We start from the raw sequence: 20,422 nt of genomic DNA, 5'->3' as shown, positions 1-20,422 counted from the left end.
GCCCATGAAGTTGGTTGACACCTGAATCGATGAAAAGTAATGTAATGGCGCATTGCTTCTCCCCGGTCCGTTCGCGGCTGCCGGTTCATCGACACCTGTTCTCGACTTTCGATCATGAAAATTGCGATTCTTGGGGGTGGCCACGGCGCCTATGCGGCCGCCGCGGACCTGTCTGAAACCGGCCATGAAGTGCGCCTGTGGCGCCGCGACGCCGCCGCGCTTGAACCCGTCGTGCAGGCCGGCGCGATCACGCTGAAAGACGCCGCCGGTGCGCGCGAGGTGCCCATCGCGCTGGCCACCGCCGACATCGGCGCCGCGCTGAAGGGCGCCGAGCTCATCGTCATTCCCACGCCCGCCATCGCCCAGCACGACATCGCGCTGGCCATGGCGCCGCACCTGGTCGACGGCCAGGTCGTGTTCCTGCCGCCGGGCACCTTCGGCAGCTACGTGATGGCACAGGCGGTGAAGGCCGCCGGCAACCGCGCCGACGTGGCCTGGGCCGAGACTGGCACCTTGCCGTACCTTGCGCGCAAGCACGGCGAGCGCGAAGTCAACGTCACCATCCGCGCGATCCGCCTGCCCACCGGCGTCTACCCGGCGCGCAAGGAGGCACAGGCCATCGAGGTGATCCGCCGCGCCTACCCGGCCGTGCACGGCTGCGGCGACGCGCTCTCGGGCGCGCTGATGAACGCCGGCCCCGTCATCCACCCGCCGCTGATGGTGATGAACGCCGCGCCGCTGCAGCACTTCGAGCGCTGGGACATCCACAACGAAGGCACGCAGCGCGCCGTGCGCGACGTGACCGACCGGCTCGACCGCGAACGCATGGCCGTGCGCGAGGCCTTCGGGCAGGGCGCGCCGCACTATCCGCTGGCCGACCACTACAACAACGACCAGTGGATGTACGGCGACGCGCACAAGCAGCTCGTCAAGTCGGGCGATTGGCGCGAGAACATCGACCTGCACACGCACCGCTACATCACCGAAGACACCGAGCTTGGCCTGGCCTTCCTGGCCTCGGCCGCGCGCCATGCGGGCGTGGATGCGCCCATTGCGCACGGCCTGCTGGCCATCGTCGGCGGCTTCCTCGGGCGCGACCTGCGCCAGGGCCCGCGCACCTTCGAAAGCCTGGGCCTCGCCAGCCTGAGCGCGACTCAGCTCAAGCAGAGGCTGCACGATGGCGAATGAGCCCGCGCCGCCGCGCTTTGCCGCCGTGGGCGCCGGCCGCATGGGGCGCGGCATCGCCATCGCGTTCGCCTATGCGGGCCATCGCATCGCGCTGATCGACCTGCGCCCGCGCACGCCCGAGGCGTGGCAGCGGCTGCGCGACGAGGCGCAAGCGGAAATCACCGCGAGCCTTTCGGGCCTTGCGCAGCTGGGCGTGATCGATGCCTCGCAGGTCGAGCGCATCGCCGCGCGCGTGGACTTCGTGAATGCAGCAGAAGCACCACGCGCATTGGCCGCTGCCGAGCTGGTGTTCGAAGGCGTGCCCGAAACCATGGACGCCAAGCGCGAGGCCTTCGAGCAGCTCAACCGCCATTGCCGCGACGACGCGATCCTCACCTCGACCACCAGCAGCATCCTCGTGACGCAGCTGGCCGCGTTCGTGCGCCGGCCCGAGCGCTTCCTGAATATGCACTGGCTCAACCCGGCCTACGTGATTCCGGTGGTCGAACTGAGCTGCCATCCCGGCACCGACGCCGGCGTGCTCGCACGCACCAAGGCACTGATGGAGGCCATCGGCAAGTTGCCCGTGGTCTGCGGCGCCTCGCCCGGCTACATCGTGCCGCGCCTGCAGGCGCTGGTGATGAACGAGGCGGCCCGCATGATCGAAGAAGGCGCTGCCACAGCGGAAGAAATCGACAAGGCCACGCGCTACGGCCTGGGCCTGCGCTTCGCGGCGCTCGGCGTGGTCGAGTTCATCGACTTCGGCGGCTGCGACATCCTGCATCACGCGAGCCGCGAGATGTCGGCCTCGCTCGACGCGGGGCGCTACACGGCGCCGGCCATCGTCGGACGCATGGTCGAGGAAGGGCGGCTGGGCCTGAAGAGCGGCAGCGGCTTCTACGACTACGCGGGCCGCGACACCGCCGCCTACCGCCGCGACGTGCTCTCGCGCACGCTCGGCGAACTCAAGCACGCGGGCCTGTGGCGCGCGCCGGCCGACGAGACGCTGTCATGACGATCCGCCGCGCCTTCGCCGACCTGTCGGTGGGGCAGGTGCACCACGCCGTGTGCGGCGATGCGCAGGCGCCGGCCGTGTTGCTGCTGCACCAGTCGCCGCGCAGCTGGGCCGAGTACCGCGAGGTGCTGCCGCTGATCGCCGGCGCGGGCTACCGCGTCATCGCCATGGACACCGCGGGCTTCGGCGACTCGGCCGACGGCGGCGTGCCGGCAAGCATTGCGCAGTGGGCGCGCGTCGCATGCGAGCTGCTCGATGCGCTCGGCATCGCGCAGGCCGACGTGGTGGGGCACCACACCGGCGGCGTGATCGCGATCGAACTGGCCGCGGCGTTTCTGCAGCGCGTGCGCAGCCTCGTGCTCTCGTCCACGCCGTACACCGACGAGGTGTTTCGCCGCGCCCGCGCGCAGCGTCCGCCCATCGACGAAGTGGCGCCCAGCGACGATGGCAGCCACCTCGCCGCGCTGTGGCAGAAGCGGCAGGCCTTCTATCCGCCGGGACGCCCTGACCTGCTCGAGGCCTTCGTGCGCGATGCGATGAAGGTCGGCCACCGTGTCGAAGAAGGGCACCGCGCCGTGGCCTCGTACCGCATGGAAGAGCGCATCGGCCGCGTGACGCAGCCGACGCTCATCGTGCGCGCCACGCTCGACCCTTTCGCCGCGTCGCATGCGGCAGAGCTGCAGCATCAGCTGCCGCAGGCGCGCATCGTCGACATCGACGGTGGCATGGTGCCCTTGCCCGACCAGATGCCCGAGGCCTTTGCGCGCGCGGTGCTCGACTTTCTGGCGACACGGCCATGAAGGCCGTTCGCATCCAAGGCTTCGATGCCGCGCCGGTGCTTGAAGACGTGGCCGACCCCGTGGCGCGACCCGGCCGCACCCTTGTGCGCATGCAGGCCGCCACCGTCGGCCACATCGATCGCACCGTGTGGCAGGGCCGCTTCCTGCGGCATCCGCCGTTGCCGTACACGCCGGGCGTGGAAGCCGCGGGCGTTGTCGTCGCGAGCGAGCGCTATGCAGAGGGGCAACGCGTGTGGTTGCGTGGCAGTGGTTTGGGCACGCTGTTCGACGGCACGTGGTGCGAGCTCATCGATGCGCCTGACGATGCACTCGGTGTGCTGCCCGATGCAGTGCCGATGACGCTCGGCGCAGCGTTCTTCTCGCCCACCACATCGGCGTGGGTCGCCTTGCATGAGGTCGCCCGATTGCAGTCTGGAGAGCAAGTGTTGGTGACGGGCGCGAGTGGCGCGGTGGGTTCTCTTGCGATGCAGCTGGCATGCGATGCAGGCTGCACCGCAACGCCCGTCGATCCGAAAGCAGCGCCGCCTGAAGTCGCCAGCGTCGACCTGCTCATCGACACCGTCGGCGGCGACGTGCTCGCCTCCGCCTTGCCTGCCGTGCGCCCCGGCGGTCGCGCCGTGCTGATCGGCTACACGGCTGGCCCAACGCTGCACCTGGACATCGCGCACTTCCTGCAGCGCGACGTGGCGCTGCTGCCGCTCAACATGTTCCGGCGCGAAGCCGCAGGCCGCGCAGCCGCTCCAGAGTTGCTTGCGAGGCTGGCCGATGGCCGCCTGCACCTCGACGTGCAGTCCTTCGCGCTCGCCGATGCAGCCCTCGCACTCGACTGGATCGCCAGACGCGGTCATGGCGGCCATCGCGGCCGCGCGGTGCTCGTGCCCTAGTCAGGCCTCAGGCCGCACGCTTCAGTCTTCGTCCGGCACCTCGACCGGCACGTGCACATGCAGGTCGATCATCTGCCGCAGCGTCTGCTTGAGCTCTTCGGCGCGTCGCAGGCCGAAGGGTTCGAGCACGCGGCGCTCGTGCTCGCGCGCCAGTTCCATCAGGTGCTCGACCGCCTTCAGTCCCGCGGGCGTGATGCGCACCAGCGTGATGCGGCGGTCACTCTCATGGGGCAGGCGCTCGACCTGGCCGCGCGCTTCCATGCGGTCGAGCAGCCGCGTCACCGTCGGCTGCTTGGTCACCGTCACCTGTGCGAGCTGGCCGATGCTGACCGCGTCGCTGCCGGCCAGCGACGCCATCACGCGCCACTCCGACACCGAAAAACCCTGCTGCCGCGCCACCTCGTGGAACTCCGAAGAGATCAGCTGGCTGGCCTGCGCGAGCAGCGCGGGCAGGTAGTCATCGACGAAGCGATGCGTTTCCTTGGATGGTTCAGACATGAAGGCGCCTCCTGTTTGCCGCAGGCATGCGGATTGCATGGCTAGGGTAATTCATGATTGTGGATACATTCATTTCTAAACATTATAGGAACCGTGATGTGACCCCGGGGCCGCATCCTCCCACGAGAAAGAAGAAGGACATCCATGGCTGAGCGTTCGTTCGTCGAAGAAGTCAAGAAGCTGAGACTTACTGGTGGAGAAGTGTTCCGCGGCGAAGGCATTCTGGCCGTCACCAAGGCCCTGCTGGAGTCGGGGGTGTCGTATGTGGCGGGCTACCAGGGCGCGCCCATCTCGCACCTGATGGACGTGCTGGCCGATGCGCAGGACATCCTGACCGACCACGGCATCCGCTTCGAGAACAGCGCGAGCGAAGCCACCGCCGCCGCCACGCTGGCCGCCTCCGTCAACTACCCGCTGCGCGGCGCCGTCACCTTCAAGGCGACCGTGGGCACCAACGTGGCGTCCGATGCATTGGCCAACCTGGCCTCGGGCGGCGTCACCGGTGGCGCGCTCATCATCGTGGGCGAGGACTACGGCGAAGGCTCGTCGATCATGCAGGAGCGCAGCCATGCGTTCGCCATGAAGTCGCAGATCTGGCTGCTCGATCCGCGCCCCAACCTGCCGAGCATCGTCGATGCGGTGAAGACGGGCTTCGACCTCTCCGAGGCCAGCCACACGCCCGTGATGCTCCAGCTGCGCATCCGCGCCTGCCACGTGCACGGCCACTTCATCGCCGGCGACAACAAGCGCGCCAAGTTCACGCTGAAGGAAGCGCTGGAGAACCCGCAGCGCGACGTCAGCCGCATCGTGCTGCCCCCCGCGAGCTTCGTGCACGAGCAAGAGAAGGTGAAGGACCGCTGGCCCGCCGCCGTGCGCTTCATCGAGGAGCGCCAGCTCAACGAGTTTTTCTCCGAAGACGCCGACGACATCGGCATCATCGTGCAGGGCGGCAGCTACAACACGCTGTTGCGTGCGCTCGAACGCCTGGGCCTGGCCGACGTGTACGGCGAGACCCGCGTGCCGCTGTATGTGATGAACGTGGCCTACCCCGTCATCGAGAACGAAGTCATCCGCTTCTGCGAAGGCAAGCGCGCCGTGCTCATCGTGGAAGAAGGCCAGCCCAACTTCGTCGAGCAGAACCTCGCGACCATCCTGCGCCAGGCCGGCTCCACCACCGCGCTGCATGGCAAGGACATGCTGCCCGTGGCCGGCGAGTACACGACGCTCGAACTGCTCAAGGGCACGCGCACCTTCTGCGAGCGCTACGAACGCCTCGCGCCGCTGCCCGTGCCCGCACCGGTGCGCAAGGTGATTCCGCTCAAGGAAGTGGCCGCCATCAGCGTCGATGCCGCGCCCGAGCCCGCGCAGCCGTCGAGCGCGCTCGGCGACGTGGTGCATGCGCGTCCGCCGGGCTTTTGCACCGGCTGCCCCGAACGCCCCATCTTCAGCGCGATGAAGCTGGTCGAGCGCGAACTCGGTGCGCACCACGTGAGCGCCGACATCGGCTGCCACCTGTTCTCGATCCTGCCGCCTTTCAACATCGGCAACACGACGATGGGCTATGGCCTCGGCGGTGCGGGCGCTTCGGCGCTCAATGCACCGGCCGGCAAGCGCGCGATCTCGATGATGGGCGACGGCGGCTTCTGGCACAACGGCCTGACGAGCGGCGTGGCCAACGCGGTCTTCAACAAGAGCGACAACCTCACCATCATCGTCGACAACAACTACACCTCGGCCACGGGCGGGCAGGACATCCTCTCGTCGACCGCCGTCAACAAGACGCGCAGCACCGGCCACGAGATCGAACGCGCCGTGCGCGGCGTGGGCGTCGAGTGGGTGAAGACGATGCGCCGCACCTACGACGTCGCCGGCATGCGCGACGCGCTGAAAGACGCACTCACCACCACGAAGAAGGGCCCCAAGGTCCTCATCGCCCAGTCGGAGTGCATGCTCAACAAGCAGCGCCGCGAAAAGCCGCTGGTGCGCAAGGCCATCGCCGACGGCAAGCGCATGGTGCGCGACAAGTTCGGCGTCGACGCCGACACCTGCACCGGCGACCACTCGTGCATCCGCCTGTCGGGCTGCCCGTCGCTCTCGATCAAGCCTAACCCCGATCCGCTGCGCATCGACCCCGTCGCCACCGTGCTCGACAGCTGCGTGGGCTGCGGCAACTGCGGCGACGTCTCGCACGCCGCCGTGCTCTGCCCCTCGTTCTACAAGGCGCAGGTCGTGAGCAACCCGACCGCCTGGGACCGCTTCCGCCAGCGCGTGCGCACCGCCGTCATCGGCTGGCTGCAGCGCGGCGACGCGCGCCGCCGCGACGCCTATGCCTTCTGACGCCATGACGAACAAGGTTCAACCGATCAAGATCGCCATCCTCGCCATGGGCGGGGAGGGCGGCGGCGTGCTTGCCGACTGGATCGTCGACATGGGCGAGGCCAACGGCTACGTCGCCCAGACCACCTCCGTGCCGGGCGTGGCCCAGCGCACCGGCGCGACCATCTACTACGTCGAGCTGTACCCCGACGCGCAGGCCCACGCCGACGGCGGGCGCCCCGTGCTCGCGCTGATGCCGCTGCCGGGCGACGTCGACGTGGTGCTCGCCTCCGAGCTCATGGAAGCCGGCCGCGCGGTGCAGCGCGGGCTGGTCACGCGCGACCGCACCACGCTCATCGCCTCCACGCACCGCGTCTTCTCCATCGCCGAAAAGAGCGCCATGGGCGACGGCCGTGTCGACAGCGACCAGCTGCTCGCCCACACCGCGCGCGCCGCCAAGCGCTTCATCCGCTTCGACATGGCGCAGGCCGCCGAGGCCTCGGGCAGCGTGATCAGCGCCGTGCTGTTCGGCACGCTTGCAGGCTCGGGCGTGCTGCCCTTCGGCCGCGCGCAGTTCGAGGCCACCATCGAGCGCGGCGGCGTGGGCGTGAAGCCCAGCCTCAAGGCCTTCGGCGCGGCCTTCGACCGCGCACAGGACGGCGACGACGGCGAACCCGCCAAGGTCGCACCGGCCGCCACGCCTGCACCGCAACCGCGCCACCCGGCCGTGCGCGCGCTGGTCGAGCGCGTGCAGCGCGACTTTCCGCTGCCCGCGCACGACTTCCTGTTCGAAGGCGTGCGCCGCCTCATCGACTACCAGGACCTGGCCTACGCCGGCCTCTACCTCGACCGCATGGCCGCTGTTGCGAAACTGCCCGACGACGCCCACCGCCTGCTGCGCGAAACCGCGCGCCACCTCGCGCTGTGGATGTCCTACGAAGACACGGCCCGCGTCGCCGCTCTGAAGACCCGCGCGACCCGCTTCGAGCGCGTGCACGGCGAGGCCGGCGTGCAGCCGGGCCAGCTGCTCGCCATCCACGAGTACATGCACCCGCGCCTGCAGGAAATCTGCGAGACGCTGCCCGGCGGCCTCGGCCGCTGGCTCATGCACTCCACGGTGCCGAAGAAGATCGTCGAGCGCTTCACGCAGCACGGCCGCGTGATCCGCACCAGCTCGCTGCGCGGCTACCTGATGCTGCGCATGGTCGCGGCCTGCAAGGGCTGGCGCCGCTCGACGATGCGCTACGCCGACGAAAACCGCCGCATCGAGGAATGGCTGCAACGCATCGCCGCCACCGCGCCACGCAACCCCGCGCTCGCCGTCGAACTCGCCCAGTGCCAGCGCCTGGTCAAGGGCTACAGCGACACGCACGAGCGCGGCCTGCGCAACTACGACACCGTGATGCGCGCGTTCGAGCGTGCAGGTGCCGCGCTGGCGCCCGCCACCCTGCGCGAACTGCGCGACGCGGCGCTCGCCGACGAACACGGCCACAAGCTGCAGGCCGCGCTGGTGCAGCACGCCTTGGCCTGAAGGGACCCGAACCATGACCGCCCCCACGCTCCAGCTTCGCGTCGCCGAAGCGCGCGCCCTCAACCCGCTGATCCGCCTGTTGCGCCTGCGCGCCGAAGACGGTCGCGCGCTGCCCGGCTTCGCCGCCGGCGCGCACATCCGCGTGCAGGTGACGCTGGCCGACGGCACCACCGACTGGCGCCACTACTCGCTCATCAATTTCGCCACCGAGCGCAACGCCACCAACGCCCCGACCGACTACGTGATCGCCGTGCGCAAGGAGGCCGATGGCCGCGGCGGCTCGCGCTTCATGCACGAAGGGCTGGCCGAGGGCAGCGTGCTCACCATCGAGCCGCCGAAGAACGACTTTCCGCTGCACACCGGCCCGGGCGGCACGGTGCTGGTGGCCGGCGGTATCGGCGTCACGCCGCTCGCCTCGATGGCCGCGCGCCGCCGCGCCGAAGGCGCCGCCGTGCGCATGCACTACGCCGGCCGCAGCCGCGACCTGATGGCCTTCCTGCCCGAGCTGCAGGCGCTGCTGGGCGACGACCTGCGCGTGCATGCCGACGCCGAGGCCGGCGCGCCGCTGGACATCGACGCGCTGCTCGACGCCGTGCCCGCCGGCGACCGCCTCTACGTGTGCGGCCCCAAGGTCATGCTCGACGCCGTGCTCGCGCGCACCCAGGCCCGCGGCTGGGAGCACGACCGCGTGCACTTCGAGCTCTTCACCGAACCCGTCGTGGAGGAGGGCGACCAGCCCTTCGAGGTGGAACTCGCCCAGTCGGGCCAGCGCTTCACCGTGCCGGTCGGCCAGAGCATCCTCGACTGCCTCATCGAACACGGCTGCGACCCGATGTTCGATTGCAAGCGCGGCGAGTGCGGCGTGTGCGCCGTGCCCGTGATCGAGGGCGAGATCGACCACCGCGACTACGTGCTCACCGCCCGCGAGAAGGCGGAAGGCACCGTCATGCAGATCTGCATCTCGCGCGCCAAGGGAGCGCGCCTGGTGCTCGACCTCTGAGAAAAGCCAGCCAGGAAGGAGCCAGGAGAACCATGCCTTCGTACCGAGACAACCCCGATGCCGTTCGCGCGCTCGTGCAGAACGACCGCGTGCACCGCGACCTGTACACCAGCCAGGAGCTCTTCGAGCTGGAGCAGGAGCACTTCTTCGCCAACACCTGGAACTACGTCGGCCACGAGAGCCAGCTGCCGAAGTCGGGCGACTGGATCACCAACGAGATCGCGGGCCGCCCGCTGATCGTCGTGCGCCACAGCGACGGCAGCGTGCGCGTCATGATGAACCGCTGCGCCCACAAGGGCTCGCGCCTGGTGAACGGGCCCTGTGGCAACACCGGCAAGTTCTTTCGCTGCCCGTACCACGCCTGGACCTTCAAGACCGACGGCGCGCCGCTGGCCATTCCGCTGAAGACCGGCTACGAGCACACGCAGCTGCACGAGTGCGAGTCGGGCAAGGGCCTCACCCCGGTGAAGCATGTGCGCAGCCACCGCGGCTTCATCTTCGTGAAGATCAACGACGCGGGCCCCGACTTCGACGACTACTTCGGCGATTCGCTCAGCTCCATCGACAACATGGCCGACCGCTCGCCCGAGGGCGAGCTGGAGATCGCAGGCGGCTGCCTGCGCTTCATGCACCAGTGCAACTGGAAGATGTTCGTCGAGAACCTCAACGACACCATGCACCCCATGGTGGCGCACGAGTCGTCGGCCGGCACCGCCAAGCGCATGTGGGCCGACAAGCCGGAGGACGAACCCAAGCCCATGGCCGTGGAGCAGTTCGTGCCCTTCATGTCCGACTACAAGTTCTTCGAGGACATGGGCATCCGCACCTACGACCACGGCCACAGCTTCACGGGCGTGCACTTCAGCATCCACAGCAAGTACAAGGCGATCCCCGAGTACGACGACGCCATGAAGGCGCGCTACGGCGAAGAGAAGACGGCGCAGATCCTGGGCATGGCGCGGCACAACACCGTGTACTACCCGAACCTCACGATCAAGGGCGCGATCCAGGCCATTCGCGTGGTCAAGCCCATCTCGGCCAACCAGACGCTCATCGAGAGCTGGACCTTCCGCCTCAAGGGCGCGCCGCCCGAGCTGCTGCAGCGCACCACCATGTACAACCGCCTCATCAACTCGCCGTTCTCGGTGGTGGGCCACGACGACCTGCAGGCCTACCGCGGCATGCAGGCCGGCCTGCACGCCAGCGGCAACGAGTGGGTGAGCCTGCACCGCGACTACGACGAATCGGAGCTGAAGGGCGGCGAGATCACCACGGGCGGCACCAACGAGCTGCCCATGCGCAACCAGTACCGCAGCTGGGTCGAACGCATGACGGAGACCATGTAATGGCCGCCCTCGACATCACCAAGATCACGCATCAGGACCTCGTCGACTTCGTCGTCAACGAAGCGCGCCTGCTCGACACCCGCCGCTACGAGGAATGGAACGCGCTCTTCACCGACGACGCGTTCTACTGGATTCCGCTCGTGCCCGACCAGGAAGACGGCCTCAACCACACCTCGCACCTGTACGAAGACAAGCTGCTGCGCGAGCTGCGCATCGAGCGCCTGAAGAGCCCGCGCGCGTTCTCGCAGCAGCCGCAAAGCCGCTGCCACCACTTGCTGCAGGTGCCCGTGGTCGAGACCTTCGACACCGAGGCCCAGCGCTTCGTGGTGCGCACCGAATTCCACTACACCGAGTCGCAGGGCGACGAGCTGCAGTTCTACGTCGGCACCTTCTTCCATCACCTCACGGTGCAGGACGGCGCGCTGCGCATGACGCTCAAGCGCGTCGACCTGCTCAACTGCGACGCGGCGCTTCCGGCCGTGCAGCTCTTCATCTGAGGACGCGATGACCCACGCCACCGTCCACCAGGTGTTCGCCGCCACGGCCGCGCGCACGCCACAGGCCGAATTCCTCTTCACCGAATCGGTGACCGCCGCCGCCTACGGCATCGCCGCCGGCGCCATCCGCTGGGGCGAAGCCGCCGCAGAAATCGATCGGCTGCGCACCGCCTACGCTCAGGCCGGCTACGGCCACGGCCACCGCGTCGGCCTGCTGCTGGAGAACCGGCCCGCCTTCATCTTCCACTGGCTCGCGCTGAACGCGCTGGGCGCCAGCGTGGTGCCCATCAACGCCGAGATGCGCTCGGCCGAGCTGGTCTACCTCATCGGCCACAGCGAGATCGGCCTGGCCGTCACGCTGCCCGAGCGCGCCGCCGACCTGCAGGCCGCCGCCGCGCAGGCCGGCGTCGCCTTCGAGACCATGGGCCCCGACGACGCCGTGCCGCCCGCGAAGACCGCCGCGCCGCGCGCCGGCGAGCCCATCGGCACCGACACCGAATGCGGCCTGCTCTACACCTCGGGCACCACGGGCCGGCCCAAGGGCTGCATCCTGAGCAACGCGTACTTCCTGCGTGCCGGCGAGTGGTATGCCGCGCTCGACGGCGTGTGCAGCATCCGCCCCGATGCCGAACGCGTGATCACGCCGCTGCCGCTCAACCACATGAACGCGATGGCGTTCTCGACCATGGTGGTGCTGGTGGCGGGTGGTTGCCTCGTGCAGCTCGACCGCTTCCATCCGAAGAGCTGGCTGGCCAGCGCGAAGGAAAGCGGCGCGACCATCGTCCACTACCTGGGCGTGATGCCCGCGATGCTACTGTCGGCCCCCGCGTCGACGGCCGACCGCGACCACGCGATCCGCTGGGGCTTCGGCGCCGGTGTCGACCGCAAGAACCACGCGCCCTTCGAGGAACGCTTCGGCTTCCCGCTGGTCGAGGCCTGGGCCATGACCGAGACCGGCGCGGCCGCCTGCATCATGGCCAACCGCGAGCCGCGCCTCGTGGGCACCAGCTGCTTCGGGCGGCAGGAAGACTTCGTCGAGATCCGCCTCATGGGCGAGGACGGCAGCGACGTGGGCACCGACATGCCCGGCGAACTGCTGGTGCGCTCGGCCGGCGCCGACCCGCGCCGCTACTTCTTCTCCGGCTACCTGAAGGACGAAGAGGCCACGCGCGAGGCCTGGGCCGACGGCTGGTTCCACACCGGCGACCTCGTGCGCCGCGACGCCGACGGCAACTTCTTCTTCGTCGACCGCAAGAAGAACGTGATCCGCCGCAGCGGCGAGAACATCTCGGCCGTCGAGGTCGAGAGCGTGCTCAACCAGCACCCGGCCGTGAAGACCTCGGCCGTGGCCGCCACGCCCGATGCGGTGCGCGGCGACGAGGTGCTGGCCTGCATCGTGCTGCGCGACGGCAGCGATGCGTCGCAGCGCGCGGCGGTCGCGGCCAGCATCGTCCAGCACGCGCTCGCGCAGCTGGCGTACTACAAGGCGCCCGGCTACGTGGCCTTCGTCGACGCGTTGCCGCTCACGCCCTCGCAGAAGATCCAGCGCGGCCAGCTGCGCGAGATGGCGCAGTCGCTGCCGGGCCAGGGCCATTGCATCGACACGCGCTCCATGAAAAAGAGGCAGGCATGACCAAGCGACGGCTCTCTTATGAAGGCGTCGCGGTCGCGGTGCCCGTCACCGTGCCCTACGTGCGCTACTCCACGCGCACCGCGCACTGGTTCGTCGGCCAGGCCATCGACGCGCTGGTCCAGGCCAGCGGCGTGGCCAAGGAACAGATCGACGGCCTGTGCCTGAGCAGCTTCTCGCTGGCTCCCGACACGGCCGTGGGCGTCACGCAGCACCTGGGCCTGTCGCCGCGCTGGCTCGACCACATGCCCACCGGCGGTGCCTCGGGCGTGATGTGCCTGCGCCGCGCGGCGCGCGCCGTGCAGGCGGGCGATGCCGACATCGTCGCCTGCGTGGGCGCCGACACCAACCACGTCGATTCCTTCCGCCAGACGCTGGGCAGCTTCAGCAACTTCGCGCGCGACGCGAGCTACCCCTACGGCTCGGGCGGCCCGAACTCGATCTTCGCGTTCATCACCGCCAACTACATGCGCACCTACGGTGCCACCCGCGAAGACTTCGGCCGCATCTGCGTGGACCAGCGCACCAACGCGCTGGGCAACCCCAACGCCATGTTCAAGAAGGGCCTCACGCTCGACGAGTACATGGCCGCGCGGCCCATCTCCGACCCGATCCACCTGTTCGACTGCGTGATGCCCTGCGCCGGCGCCGACGCCTTCCTCGTGATGAGCGAGGAGCGCGCGCGCGACCTGGGCCTGGCGCACGTCGTGATCCGCGGCGCCATCGAGCGCCACAACGCCTACGCCGAAGACCCGGTGATGGTGCAGGGTGGCTGGCGCAAGGACCGCGACGACCTCTATGCACAGGCCGGCGTGCAACCCGCCGCGCTCGACTTCGTGCAGACCTACGACGACTACCCCGTCATCGTGATGATGCAGTTCGAGGACCTGGGCTTCTGCGAGAAGGGCGAGGGCTCGGCCTTCGTGCAGGCGAACACCATGACCTTCGACGGCAGCTTTCCGAACAACACCAGCGGCGGCCAGTTGTCGGCCGGGCAGGCCGGTGCGGCGGGCGGCTTCCTCGGCATGGTCGAGGCGATCCGCCAACTGACCGACCAGGCCGGCGCGCGCGCCGTGCCCAACGCCCAGCTGGGCCTTGTCGCCGGCTTCGGCATGGTGACCTACGACCGCTGCCTCTGTACGGGCGCCGTCATTCTCGGGAGACCCGCATGACGATGCCCATGATGCGCCCCCCGCGCAAGAACCCGGTGCTGCGCACCCGGCAGATGAACCTGCCGCCCGGCGCGCGCGGCCGTGTCGCGCTCGGCCTCACGGCCGCCGCCGCCGAAGGCCGCTTCGAGCTGCAGACCTGCGAGGACTGCGGCACGGTGCAGTACCCGCCGCGCGAGGTCTGCCACAAGTGCCTGTCGTCGGCGTTGCGCTGGCGCCAGCAGAGCGGCGAGGGCGCGCTGCTCGGCAGCACCACGCTGCACCACAGCAACGACCTGTTCTTTCGCGAGCGGCTGCCCTGGCGGCTGGGCCTGGTGCACCTGGATGCCGGCCCCACGCTCATGGTCCACCTGCACGGCGAGGTCGGCGATGCGCCCACGCGCGTGCGTGTCGGCGCCCGGCTCGACCGCGCCGGCCAGGCCGTCCTCATTGCTTTTCCGACTGAAGGGAGTCCCCACATGGCCGACGACAAGATGCTGCGCGAAATGACCAGCGACCCGAAGTTCCGCAAGGTGCTGGTGACCGACGGCAAGACCGAGACGGGCCAGGCCCTCGTGCGTGCGCTGGTGAAGGCCGGCGCCGACATCGTCTGGGTCGGCCATGCCGAACCGTGGAAGAAGATGGGCGACGGGCTGGACGACATCTCGGCCCTGCCGCAGGTCACGCTCGTGCCGCTGGACCTCACCAACGGCCGCCAGGTGACCGAACTGGCCGGCTCCATCGGTGGCAAGGTCGACATCGTGATCAACAACGCCGAGGTGCACCGCACCTTCGGCATCGGTGCGCGCCGCGGCACCGACGTGGCCAAGGCCGAGATGGACATCAACTACTTCGGCCTGCTGCGCCTGGCGCAGGAGTTCGGCCCCGCGCTCAAGGGCCGCTCGGCCGACGGCGCCACGGGCGCGACGGCGTGGGTCAACCTGCTGTCGATCTATGCGCTGAGCAACTTCCCGCCGCACGGCACCTTCAGCGCCTCGAAGGCCGCGGCGCATTCGCTCGCGCAGTGCCTGCGCGCCGAGATGCGGCCCGCCGGCATCCGCGTGATCAACGTGTTCCCCGGCCCCATCGACGACGAATGGAACCAGCACACGCCGCCGCCCAAGCTGGCGCCCACCACGCTGGCCAACGCCATCGTGAAGGCGCTGCGCGACGGCGTGGAAGACGTGTACCCGGGCGACGTGGCGCAGGAGTGGCTGGAGCGCTGGCGCGACAACCCCAAGGTGCTCGAGCGCGAACTGGCCGCTGGCGGCTGAGCAGAGGAATCACACGATGACAACTACCAACGAACTGATGTCCGCCGCCGAAGTCCTCGGCAGCCTCGTGACCGCCATGGCCAGCGGCCGCATCCGCGTGATCGACCTCACGCAGACGCTCACGCCCGAGTTCCCGCAGATCGCGCTGCCGCCCGAGATGGGCCAGTGCTGGCCCTTCCGCATCGAGGAAGTGTCGAAGTACGACGAGCGCGGCCCGGGCTGGTACTGGAACAACTTTTCCTGCGGCGAGCACACCGGCACGCACTTCGACGCGCCGATCCACTGGATCTCGGGCCGCGACCTGCCGAACAACTCGGTCGACACCATCCCCGTGCAGCACTTCGTGGCACCGGCCTGCGTGATCGACTGCTCGCCGCAGGTGAAGGACGACCCCGACTACCTGCTGACGCTCGAAGACATCGAGGCCTACGAGGCCGCGCACGGCCGCATTCCCAAGGGCGCGTGGGTGCTCATGCGCACCGACTGGTCCAAGCGCACCGACCCCGAGGCGTACCAGAACTTCGACGAGACCGGCCAGCACACGCCCGGCCCGAGCACCGAGGCCGTGCGTTTCCTGGTCGAGCAGCGCGACGTGCTGGGCTTCGGCTCCGAAGCCATCGGCACCGACGCCGGGCAGGGCTACCACCTGCGTCCGCCGTACCCCTGCCACTACTACATGCACGGCGCGGGCCGCTACGGCCTGCAGTGCCTGAGCAACCTCGACCTGCTGCCAGCCTCGGGCGCGGTGCTGATCTGCCCGCCGCTGAAGATCGAAAAGGGCAGCGGCAGCCCGCTGCGCGTGCTGGCCCTGGTGGGAGCCACGGCATGAGCGCCGCCGCCCCCAAGGTCGCGGCCGTCACCGGCGGCAGCGCCGGCATCGGCAAGGCCATCTGCGAAGACCTGCTCGCGCAAGGCTACGAGGTGGTCTCGCTCGCGCGCCGGAAGGCCGAGATCGACCACCCGAAGATGCACAGCCTCGAGGTCGACCTGGCCGACCGCGCCGCCACTGGCGAGGCCGTGCGCGAACTGGTCGAGCGCTTCGCACCGACCACGCTCGTCCACAACGCCGGCGTCATCCGCGCCGCGCTGCTGCCTGACGTGAAGCTCGACGACCTCGATGCGCTGGTCGACCTGCACCTGGGCTGTGCCATCCAGCTCGTGCAGGGCGCGTTGCCCGCGATGCGTGCGCAGCGCTTCGGCCGCGTGGTGCTGCTGTCGTCGCGCGCCGCGCTGGGCCTGGCCACGCGCACCAGCTACTCGGCCACCAAGGCCGGCATGCTGGGCATGGCGCGCACCTGGGCGCTGGAGCTCGCGGCCGACGGCATCACGGTGAACGTGGTGGCGCCGGGCCCGATCCGCACCGACATGTTCTACGACGTGGTCGAGGCCGGCAGCGAGAAGGAGCGCGCGCTCGCGGCCTCGGTGCCCGTCAAGCGCCTGGGCGAATCGGCCGACGTGGCACGCGCCGTGCGTTTCTTCGCCGCGCCCGAGAACAGCTTCGTCACCGGCCAGGTCTTGTATGTCTGCGGCGGCACCAGCGTCGGCAGCCTGGCCCTCTAGTTTTCATTTCAGCGTCCGTTTCGTTCCGTTCCGTTCAAAAACATCACCTCTGGAGCATCGCCATGAAAGTCCTGAACCGAATTCGCACCCTCGCGGCTGTTGTCGCGGGCCTCGGCGCGCTGAGCGCCGCCAGCGCGTGGGCCGCCGATCTCAAGGTCGGCTTCATCACCTCGCTGTCGGGGCCGGTGTCGTCGCTGGGCATTCCGTACGAAAAGGGCATGAAGGCCGCGCTCGCCTACAAGGCCGACCTGGGCGGTCGCAAGATCCAGCTGGTGCAGCTCGACGATGCGTCCGACCCCACCACGGCCGCGCGCAACGCACGCAAGATGATCGACGAGGACAAGGTCGACGTCATCATCGGCACGGCCGGCTCGCCCGGCGCGCTGGCCATTGCCGGCGTGGCGCGCGAAACCAAGACGCCGCTGATCTCCATCGCCAACGCCAACCTGCCGGGCGAGGAGGGCGCGTGGATGGTCACGCTGCCGCAGCCCGCGCCGCTCATGGTGAGCGCGGTGGTCGAGCGCATGAAGAAGTCGGGCGTGAAGACGGTGGGCTACATCGGTTTCTCCGACGCCTGGGGCGACCTGGTGTACGGCGCGCTGCAAAAGAGCGCCGAGCCGGCCGGCATCAAGATCGTGTCGAACGAGCGCTATGCGCGCGGCGACGCGTCGGTGACCGGGCAGGTACTCAAGATCGTGGCGCTGCGCCCCGACGCGGTGATCACCGGCACCTCGGGCACGCCCGGTGCGCTGCCGTACCTGGCCCTCTCGGAGCGCGGCTACAAGGGCCAGATCTACGGCATGCACGCGCTCATCAACCCCGATTTCGTGCGCGTGGGCGGTGCCTCGGTCGAAGGCCTGCTGGCTCCCACGGGCCCGGTGATCGTGGCCGAGCAGCTGCCCAGCGACAACCCGATCCGCAAGGTGTCGATGGACTTCCGCGCGGCCTACCAGAAGGCCAACGGCGCGCCGCCGACCGACGCCTTCTCGGCCTACACCTTCGATGCATGGCTGGTGTACCTGGACGCCGCCCAGCGCGCGCTGGCCACCAAGGCCGAGCCGGGCACGCCGCAGTTCCGCCTGGCGCTGCGCGATGCCATCGTGAGCACCAAGGAGCTGGTGGGAACGCACAGCGTTTACAACTTCAAGCCGACCGAGCGCTACGGCTCGGACGACCGTTCGCGCGTCGTCGTGAAGCTCGAGAAGGGCCAGTGGAAGCTGGTGCCCTGAGCGCCCTCGCGTCGATCCGATGAACGCCGCCCACCCCATGCACCCGCTGCTTCGTTCCCTGCGTCGCCGGCGCGCGACCGGCACCGTGCTGTTCGCCGCCGCGCTGCTGGCCGGCTGCGCCGCGACCGCGCCCAGTGGCAACGGCAGCGGTGAAGTCACCATCAAGCGCGACCGCTACGGCGTGCCGCACGTCTACGCCAGCGACACGCGTGGCCTGTTCCACGGCTTCGGCTATGCCGTCGCCGAAGACCGGCTCTACCAGCTGGAGATGGCGCGGCGCTCGGGCAACGGCAGCGTGGCCGAGGTGCTGGGGGCCGAGTTCGTCGCGACCGACAAGGCCACGCGCTCCAACATCGATCCGGTGTCGATCCGCCGCCAGATCGATGCGCTGAACGCGGACGACCGCGCCATGTTCGAAGGCTACGCCGCGGGCGTCAACGCGCGCATCCGCGACGTGCTGGCCGACCGCGCGAAGTTGATGCCGCGCGAGTTCATCGACAACGGCTTCGAGCCCGCACCCTGGACCGCGGACGACGTGGCCATGGTCTGGATCGGCCTCATCCTCAACCGCTTCTTCGCGGGCACGGCGGAGGTCGCGAACCTCTCGCTGCTCAACCAGCTCAAGGCCGCGCGCGGCGACGTGGCCGGCCTGCAGCTGTATGAGCAGCTGCGCTGGCTCGAAGACCCGACCGCGCCGACCATCGTGCCGCGCGGCAACGCGAACAGGCTGGCGAGCGCCGAGCCCGGCGACGCCGCGCTCGCGCCGGTCTCCGCGCAGGCCGCGGCCGACTTCCGCGCCACGCAGGTCGCCCGCATGGGCCTGGCCGCCACCGAAGGCATGCCGACCGCCAGCAACGCCTGGGTGCTCGGCCCCTCGCGCACCAAGGAAGGCGTGGCCGTCCTGTACAACGGCCCGCAGCAGGGCTTCAACAACCCGTCGTTCGTGCACGGCATCGGCTTGCACGGCGCGGGCTACGACCTCACGGGCCTCACGCCCATCGGCCTGCTGCCCGTGCTGTTCGGCACCAACGGCACCATCGCCTGGGGATCGACGGTGGGCTCGCTCGACACCAACGACATCTACCAGGAAGAACTGAACCCGGCCAACCGCCACGAATACAGGTTCGACGGCGCCTACCGCCCGATGACCCGGCGCACCGACGTCATCCGCGTGAAGGGCGCCGCGCCGCAGAGCGTGGACATCTACGCCACGGTGCACGGCTTCGTGCAGAGCTGGGACGCGGACAACGCCCGCGCCTACACCGCGCGCAGCACCTGGCAGGGCCGCGAGGTCGAGACCATGCTCGGCTGGGCGCGTGCCGCCCGGGCGCGCGACTGGTCGGGCTTTCTTGCGCAGGGCGAGCGCGTGGCCGCGTCCATCACCTGGTTCTATGCCGACGTGGCGGGCAACATCGGCGCCGTGGGCCTGGGCCGCATGCCGCGCCGACCGGCCACGCAGGACATCCGCTTTCCCGCGCGCGGCGACGGCAGCATGGAGTGGCAGGGCCACCTGCCGTTCAGCGCCAACCCGCGCGCCTACAACCCCGCGCAGGGCTACTTCGCGAGCTGGAACAACCAGATCGCCGAAGGCCTGCGCGCGGATGGCGCGAACTTCTCGCACGTCGACCGCGTGGCCGAAATCCACGCGCAGCTGCAGGGCCCGGCCAAGCTGGGCGCCGATGAGGTCTGGCGCGTGAGCCAGGGCGCGGCATTGGCCGACCTGAACGCGCGCTACTTCGTGCCCCTCATCGTCGACGCGGCGAAGGGCCTGCCGGCCGGCGACCCCGCGCGCCGCGCGGCCGACCTGCTCGCCAACTGGGACCTGAAGAACCGCGTCGCCCCGGGCGGTGAGGTGTACGACAACCACGCCACCACCGTGCTGCGCGCGTGGCTGGGTGCAATGTCGCGGCGCCTGCTGGCCGACGACCTGCCGCCGGCCGTGTTCGCCACTTACGCCAACCTCGGCTACCCCACGCTCACGCCGCGCGGCTCGCCCGGCAGCGCCCAGCCCGCGGCCGTGGCCAAGCTGCTGTGGAACGCGCTGAGCGGCCCGGCCTCGGGCGTGCCGCAGCGCCACGACTTCTTCAACGGGCAGGACCCGCGCACGATGGTGCGCGCCGCGCTGACCGATGCGGTGGGCGAGCTGCGCACCCGCCTCGGGCCCGACATGGCCGCGTGGACCACGCCCGTGGTGCGGCACCGCTTCTCGCGCATCAACGCCATCGGCGTGCCGTGGGCCGGCGCCGGCGACGAGCCCGAGGTCAGCCCCTACATGAACCGCGGCACGCTCAACTACCGCGTCGTGCTGCGCCCGGGCGCGCTCGACATGTGCTCGGTCGCCGCGCCGGGGCAGAGCGGCTTCGTGAGCCCGGCCGGCGTGCGCGACCGCCATTACGCCGACCAGTTGGCGCTGTTCGAGCGCTTCGAATGCAAGCCGGAGCGGCTCACGCCCGCGCAGGTCGACGCCGACCTCGAATCGCGTCGCACCTTGCGCTACTGACCCGTCCCTCGTCCCCATTCCAACCCC

At 69.7% G+C, this 20,422-nt stretch carries 17 protein-coding genes; 16 read left to right on the top strand and 1 reads right to left on the bottom strand.

The genetic code is table 11. The features are described from left to right. Window positions 1–114 precede the first annotated feature (114 nt). The 4 genes from AC1RAA_RS25850 to AC1RAA_RS25835 are packed head-to-tail and all read left to right on the top strand — an operon-like array spanning window position 115 to window position 3,866. Window positions 115–1,188 carry an NAD/NADP octopine/nopaline dehydrogenase family protein gene (locus tag AC1RAA_RS25850; RefSeq protein ID WP_487848936.1) on the top strand — a complete coding sequence of 358 codons (1,074 nt, stop codon included), beginning with the start codon at window positions 115–117 and terminating at the stop codon, window positions 1,186–1,188. Next, window positions 1,178–2,182, top strand: a complete 1,005-nt coding sequence (locus tag AC1RAA_RS25845; protein WP_492728261.1) for a 3-hydroxybutyryl-CoA dehydrogenase — start codon at window positions 1,178–1,180, stop codon at window positions 2,180–2,182. Before AC1RAA_RS25850 ends, AC1RAA_RS25845 begins: the two co-directional genes overlap by 11 nt. Further along, complete coding sequence (locus tag AC1RAA_RS25840; RefSeq protein WP_492728259.1) at window positions 2,179–2,982, top strand: alpha/beta fold hydrolase; 804 nt, start codon at window positions 2,179–2,181, stop codon at window positions 2,980–2,982. Before AC1RAA_RS25845 ends, AC1RAA_RS25840 begins: the two co-directional genes overlap by 4 nt. Further along, complete coding sequence (locus tag AC1RAA_RS25835) at window positions 2,979–3,866, top strand: quinone oxidoreductase family protein (RefSeq protein ID WP_492728257.1); 888 nt, start codon at window positions 2,979–2,981, stop codon at window positions 3,864–3,866. Before AC1RAA_RS25840 ends, AC1RAA_RS25835 begins: the two co-directional genes overlap by 4 nt. A 21-nt stretch (window positions 3,867–3,887) precedes the next feature. Here AC1RAA_RS25835 and AC1RAA_RS25830 read toward each other — a convergent pair whose 3' ends face one another. After that, window positions 3,888–4,364, bottom strand: coding sequence for a MarR family winged helix-turn-helix transcriptional regulator (locus AC1RAA_RS25830; protein ID WP_062475035.1), 477 nt, complete (start codon window positions 4,362–4,364; stop codon window positions 3,888–3,890). A gap of 144 nt (window positions 4,365–4,508) precedes the next feature. Here AC1RAA_RS25830 and AC1RAA_RS25825 point away from each other — a divergent pair, with 144 nt between their 5' ends. The 12 genes from AC1RAA_RS25825 to AC1RAA_RS25770 all read left to right on the top strand — a co-directional run bounded on the left by AC1RAA_RS25825 (window position 4,509) and on the right by AC1RAA_RS25770 (window position 20,395). Further along, the gene (locus AC1RAA_RS25825; protein WP_492728255.1) at window positions 4,509–6,701 is read left to right on the top strand and encodes a thiamine pyrophosphate-dependent enzyme; all 2,193 of its coding nucleotides are present in this window, start codon (window positions 4,509–4,511) and stop codon (window positions 6,699–6,701) included. Window positions 6,702–6,705: 4 nt separating this feature from the next. Beyond that, window positions 6,706–8,211 (top strand): indolepyruvate oxidoreductase subunit beta family protein, encoded by a 1,506-nt coding sequence (locus AC1RAA_RS25820; RefSeq protein WP_492728253.1) that lies wholly within the window; start codon window positions 6,706–6,708, stop codon window positions 8,209–8,211. 13 nt (window positions 8,212–8,224) lie between these two features. After that, window positions 8,225–9,211 (top strand): PDR/VanB family oxidoreductase, encoded by a 987-nt coding sequence (locus tag AC1RAA_RS25815; RefSeq protein WP_307637399.1) that lies wholly within the window; start codon window positions 8,225–8,227, stop codon window positions 9,209–9,211. 32 nt (window positions 9,212–9,243) lie between these two features. Further along, complete coding sequence (locus AC1RAA_RS25810; protein WP_492728249.1) at window positions 9,244–10,557, top strand: aromatic ring-hydroxylating dioxygenase subunit alpha; 1,314 nt, start codon at window positions 9,244–9,246, stop codon at window positions 10,555–10,557. Beyond that, entirely contained in the window at window positions 10,557–11,054 is a 498-nt protein-coding gene (locus AC1RAA_RS25805; protein WP_492728245.1) for an aromatic-ring-hydroxylating dioxygenase subunit beta, read from the top strand. Before AC1RAA_RS25810 ends, AC1RAA_RS25805 begins: the two co-directional genes overlap by 1 nt. A 7-nt stretch (window positions 11,055–11,061) precedes the next feature. Next, complete coding sequence (locus AC1RAA_RS25800; protein WP_492728243.1) at window positions 11,062–12,687, top strand: AMP-binding protein; 1,626 nt, start codon at window positions 11,062–11,064, stop codon at window positions 12,685–12,687. Further along, window positions 12,684–13,856, top strand: a complete 1,173-nt coding sequence (locus AC1RAA_RS25795) for a thiolase family protein (RefSeq protein WP_062475018.1) — start codon at window positions 12,684–12,686, stop codon at window positions 13,854–13,856. The genes AC1RAA_RS25800 and AC1RAA_RS25795 overlap by 4 nt, the downstream gene beginning before the upstream one ends. Beyond that, window positions 13,853–15,106 carry an SDR family NAD(P)-dependent oxidoreductase gene (locus tag AC1RAA_RS25790; protein ID WP_070062341.1) on the top strand — a complete coding sequence of 418 codons (1,254 nt, stop codon included), beginning with the start codon at window positions 13,853–13,855 and terminating at the stop codon, window positions 15,104–15,106. The genes AC1RAA_RS25795 and AC1RAA_RS25790 overlap by 4 nt, the downstream gene beginning before the upstream one ends. A 16-nt stretch (window positions 15,107–15,122) precedes the next feature. Further along, the gene (locus AC1RAA_RS25785) at window positions 15,123–15,935 is read left to right on the top strand and encodes a cyclase family protein (protein ID WP_492728241.1); all 813 of its coding nucleotides are present in this window, start codon (window positions 15,123–15,125) and stop codon (window positions 15,933–15,935) included. Continuing rightward, the gene (locus AC1RAA_RS25780) at window positions 15,932–16,666 is read left to right on the top strand and encodes an SDR family NAD(P)-dependent oxidoreductase (protein ID WP_492728239.1); all 735 of its coding nucleotides are present in this window, start codon (window positions 15,932–15,934) and stop codon (window positions 16,664–16,666) included. The genes AC1RAA_RS25785 and AC1RAA_RS25780 overlap by 4 nt, the downstream gene beginning before the upstream one ends. Window positions 16,667–16,728: 62 nt before the next feature. Then, window positions 16,729–17,895 carry an ABC transporter substrate-binding protein gene (locus tag AC1RAA_RS25775; RefSeq protein ID WP_492728236.1) on the top strand — a complete coding sequence of 389 codons (1,167 nt, stop codon included), beginning with the start codon at window positions 16,729–16,731 and terminating at the stop codon, window positions 17,893–17,895. 37 nt (window positions 17,896–17,932) lie between these two features. Then, window positions 17,933–20,395, top strand: coding sequence for a penicillin acylase family protein (locus AC1RAA_RS25770; protein ID WP_492728234.1), 2,463 nt, complete (start codon window positions 17,933–17,935; stop codon window positions 20,393–20,395). Window positions 20,396–20,422 lie beyond the last annotated feature (27 nt).

It is taken from the genome of Variovorax sp. GW823-FHT04F07 (assembly GCF_058795995.1).
This window is presented reverse-complemented; position numbering and strand designations above follow the sequence as displayed.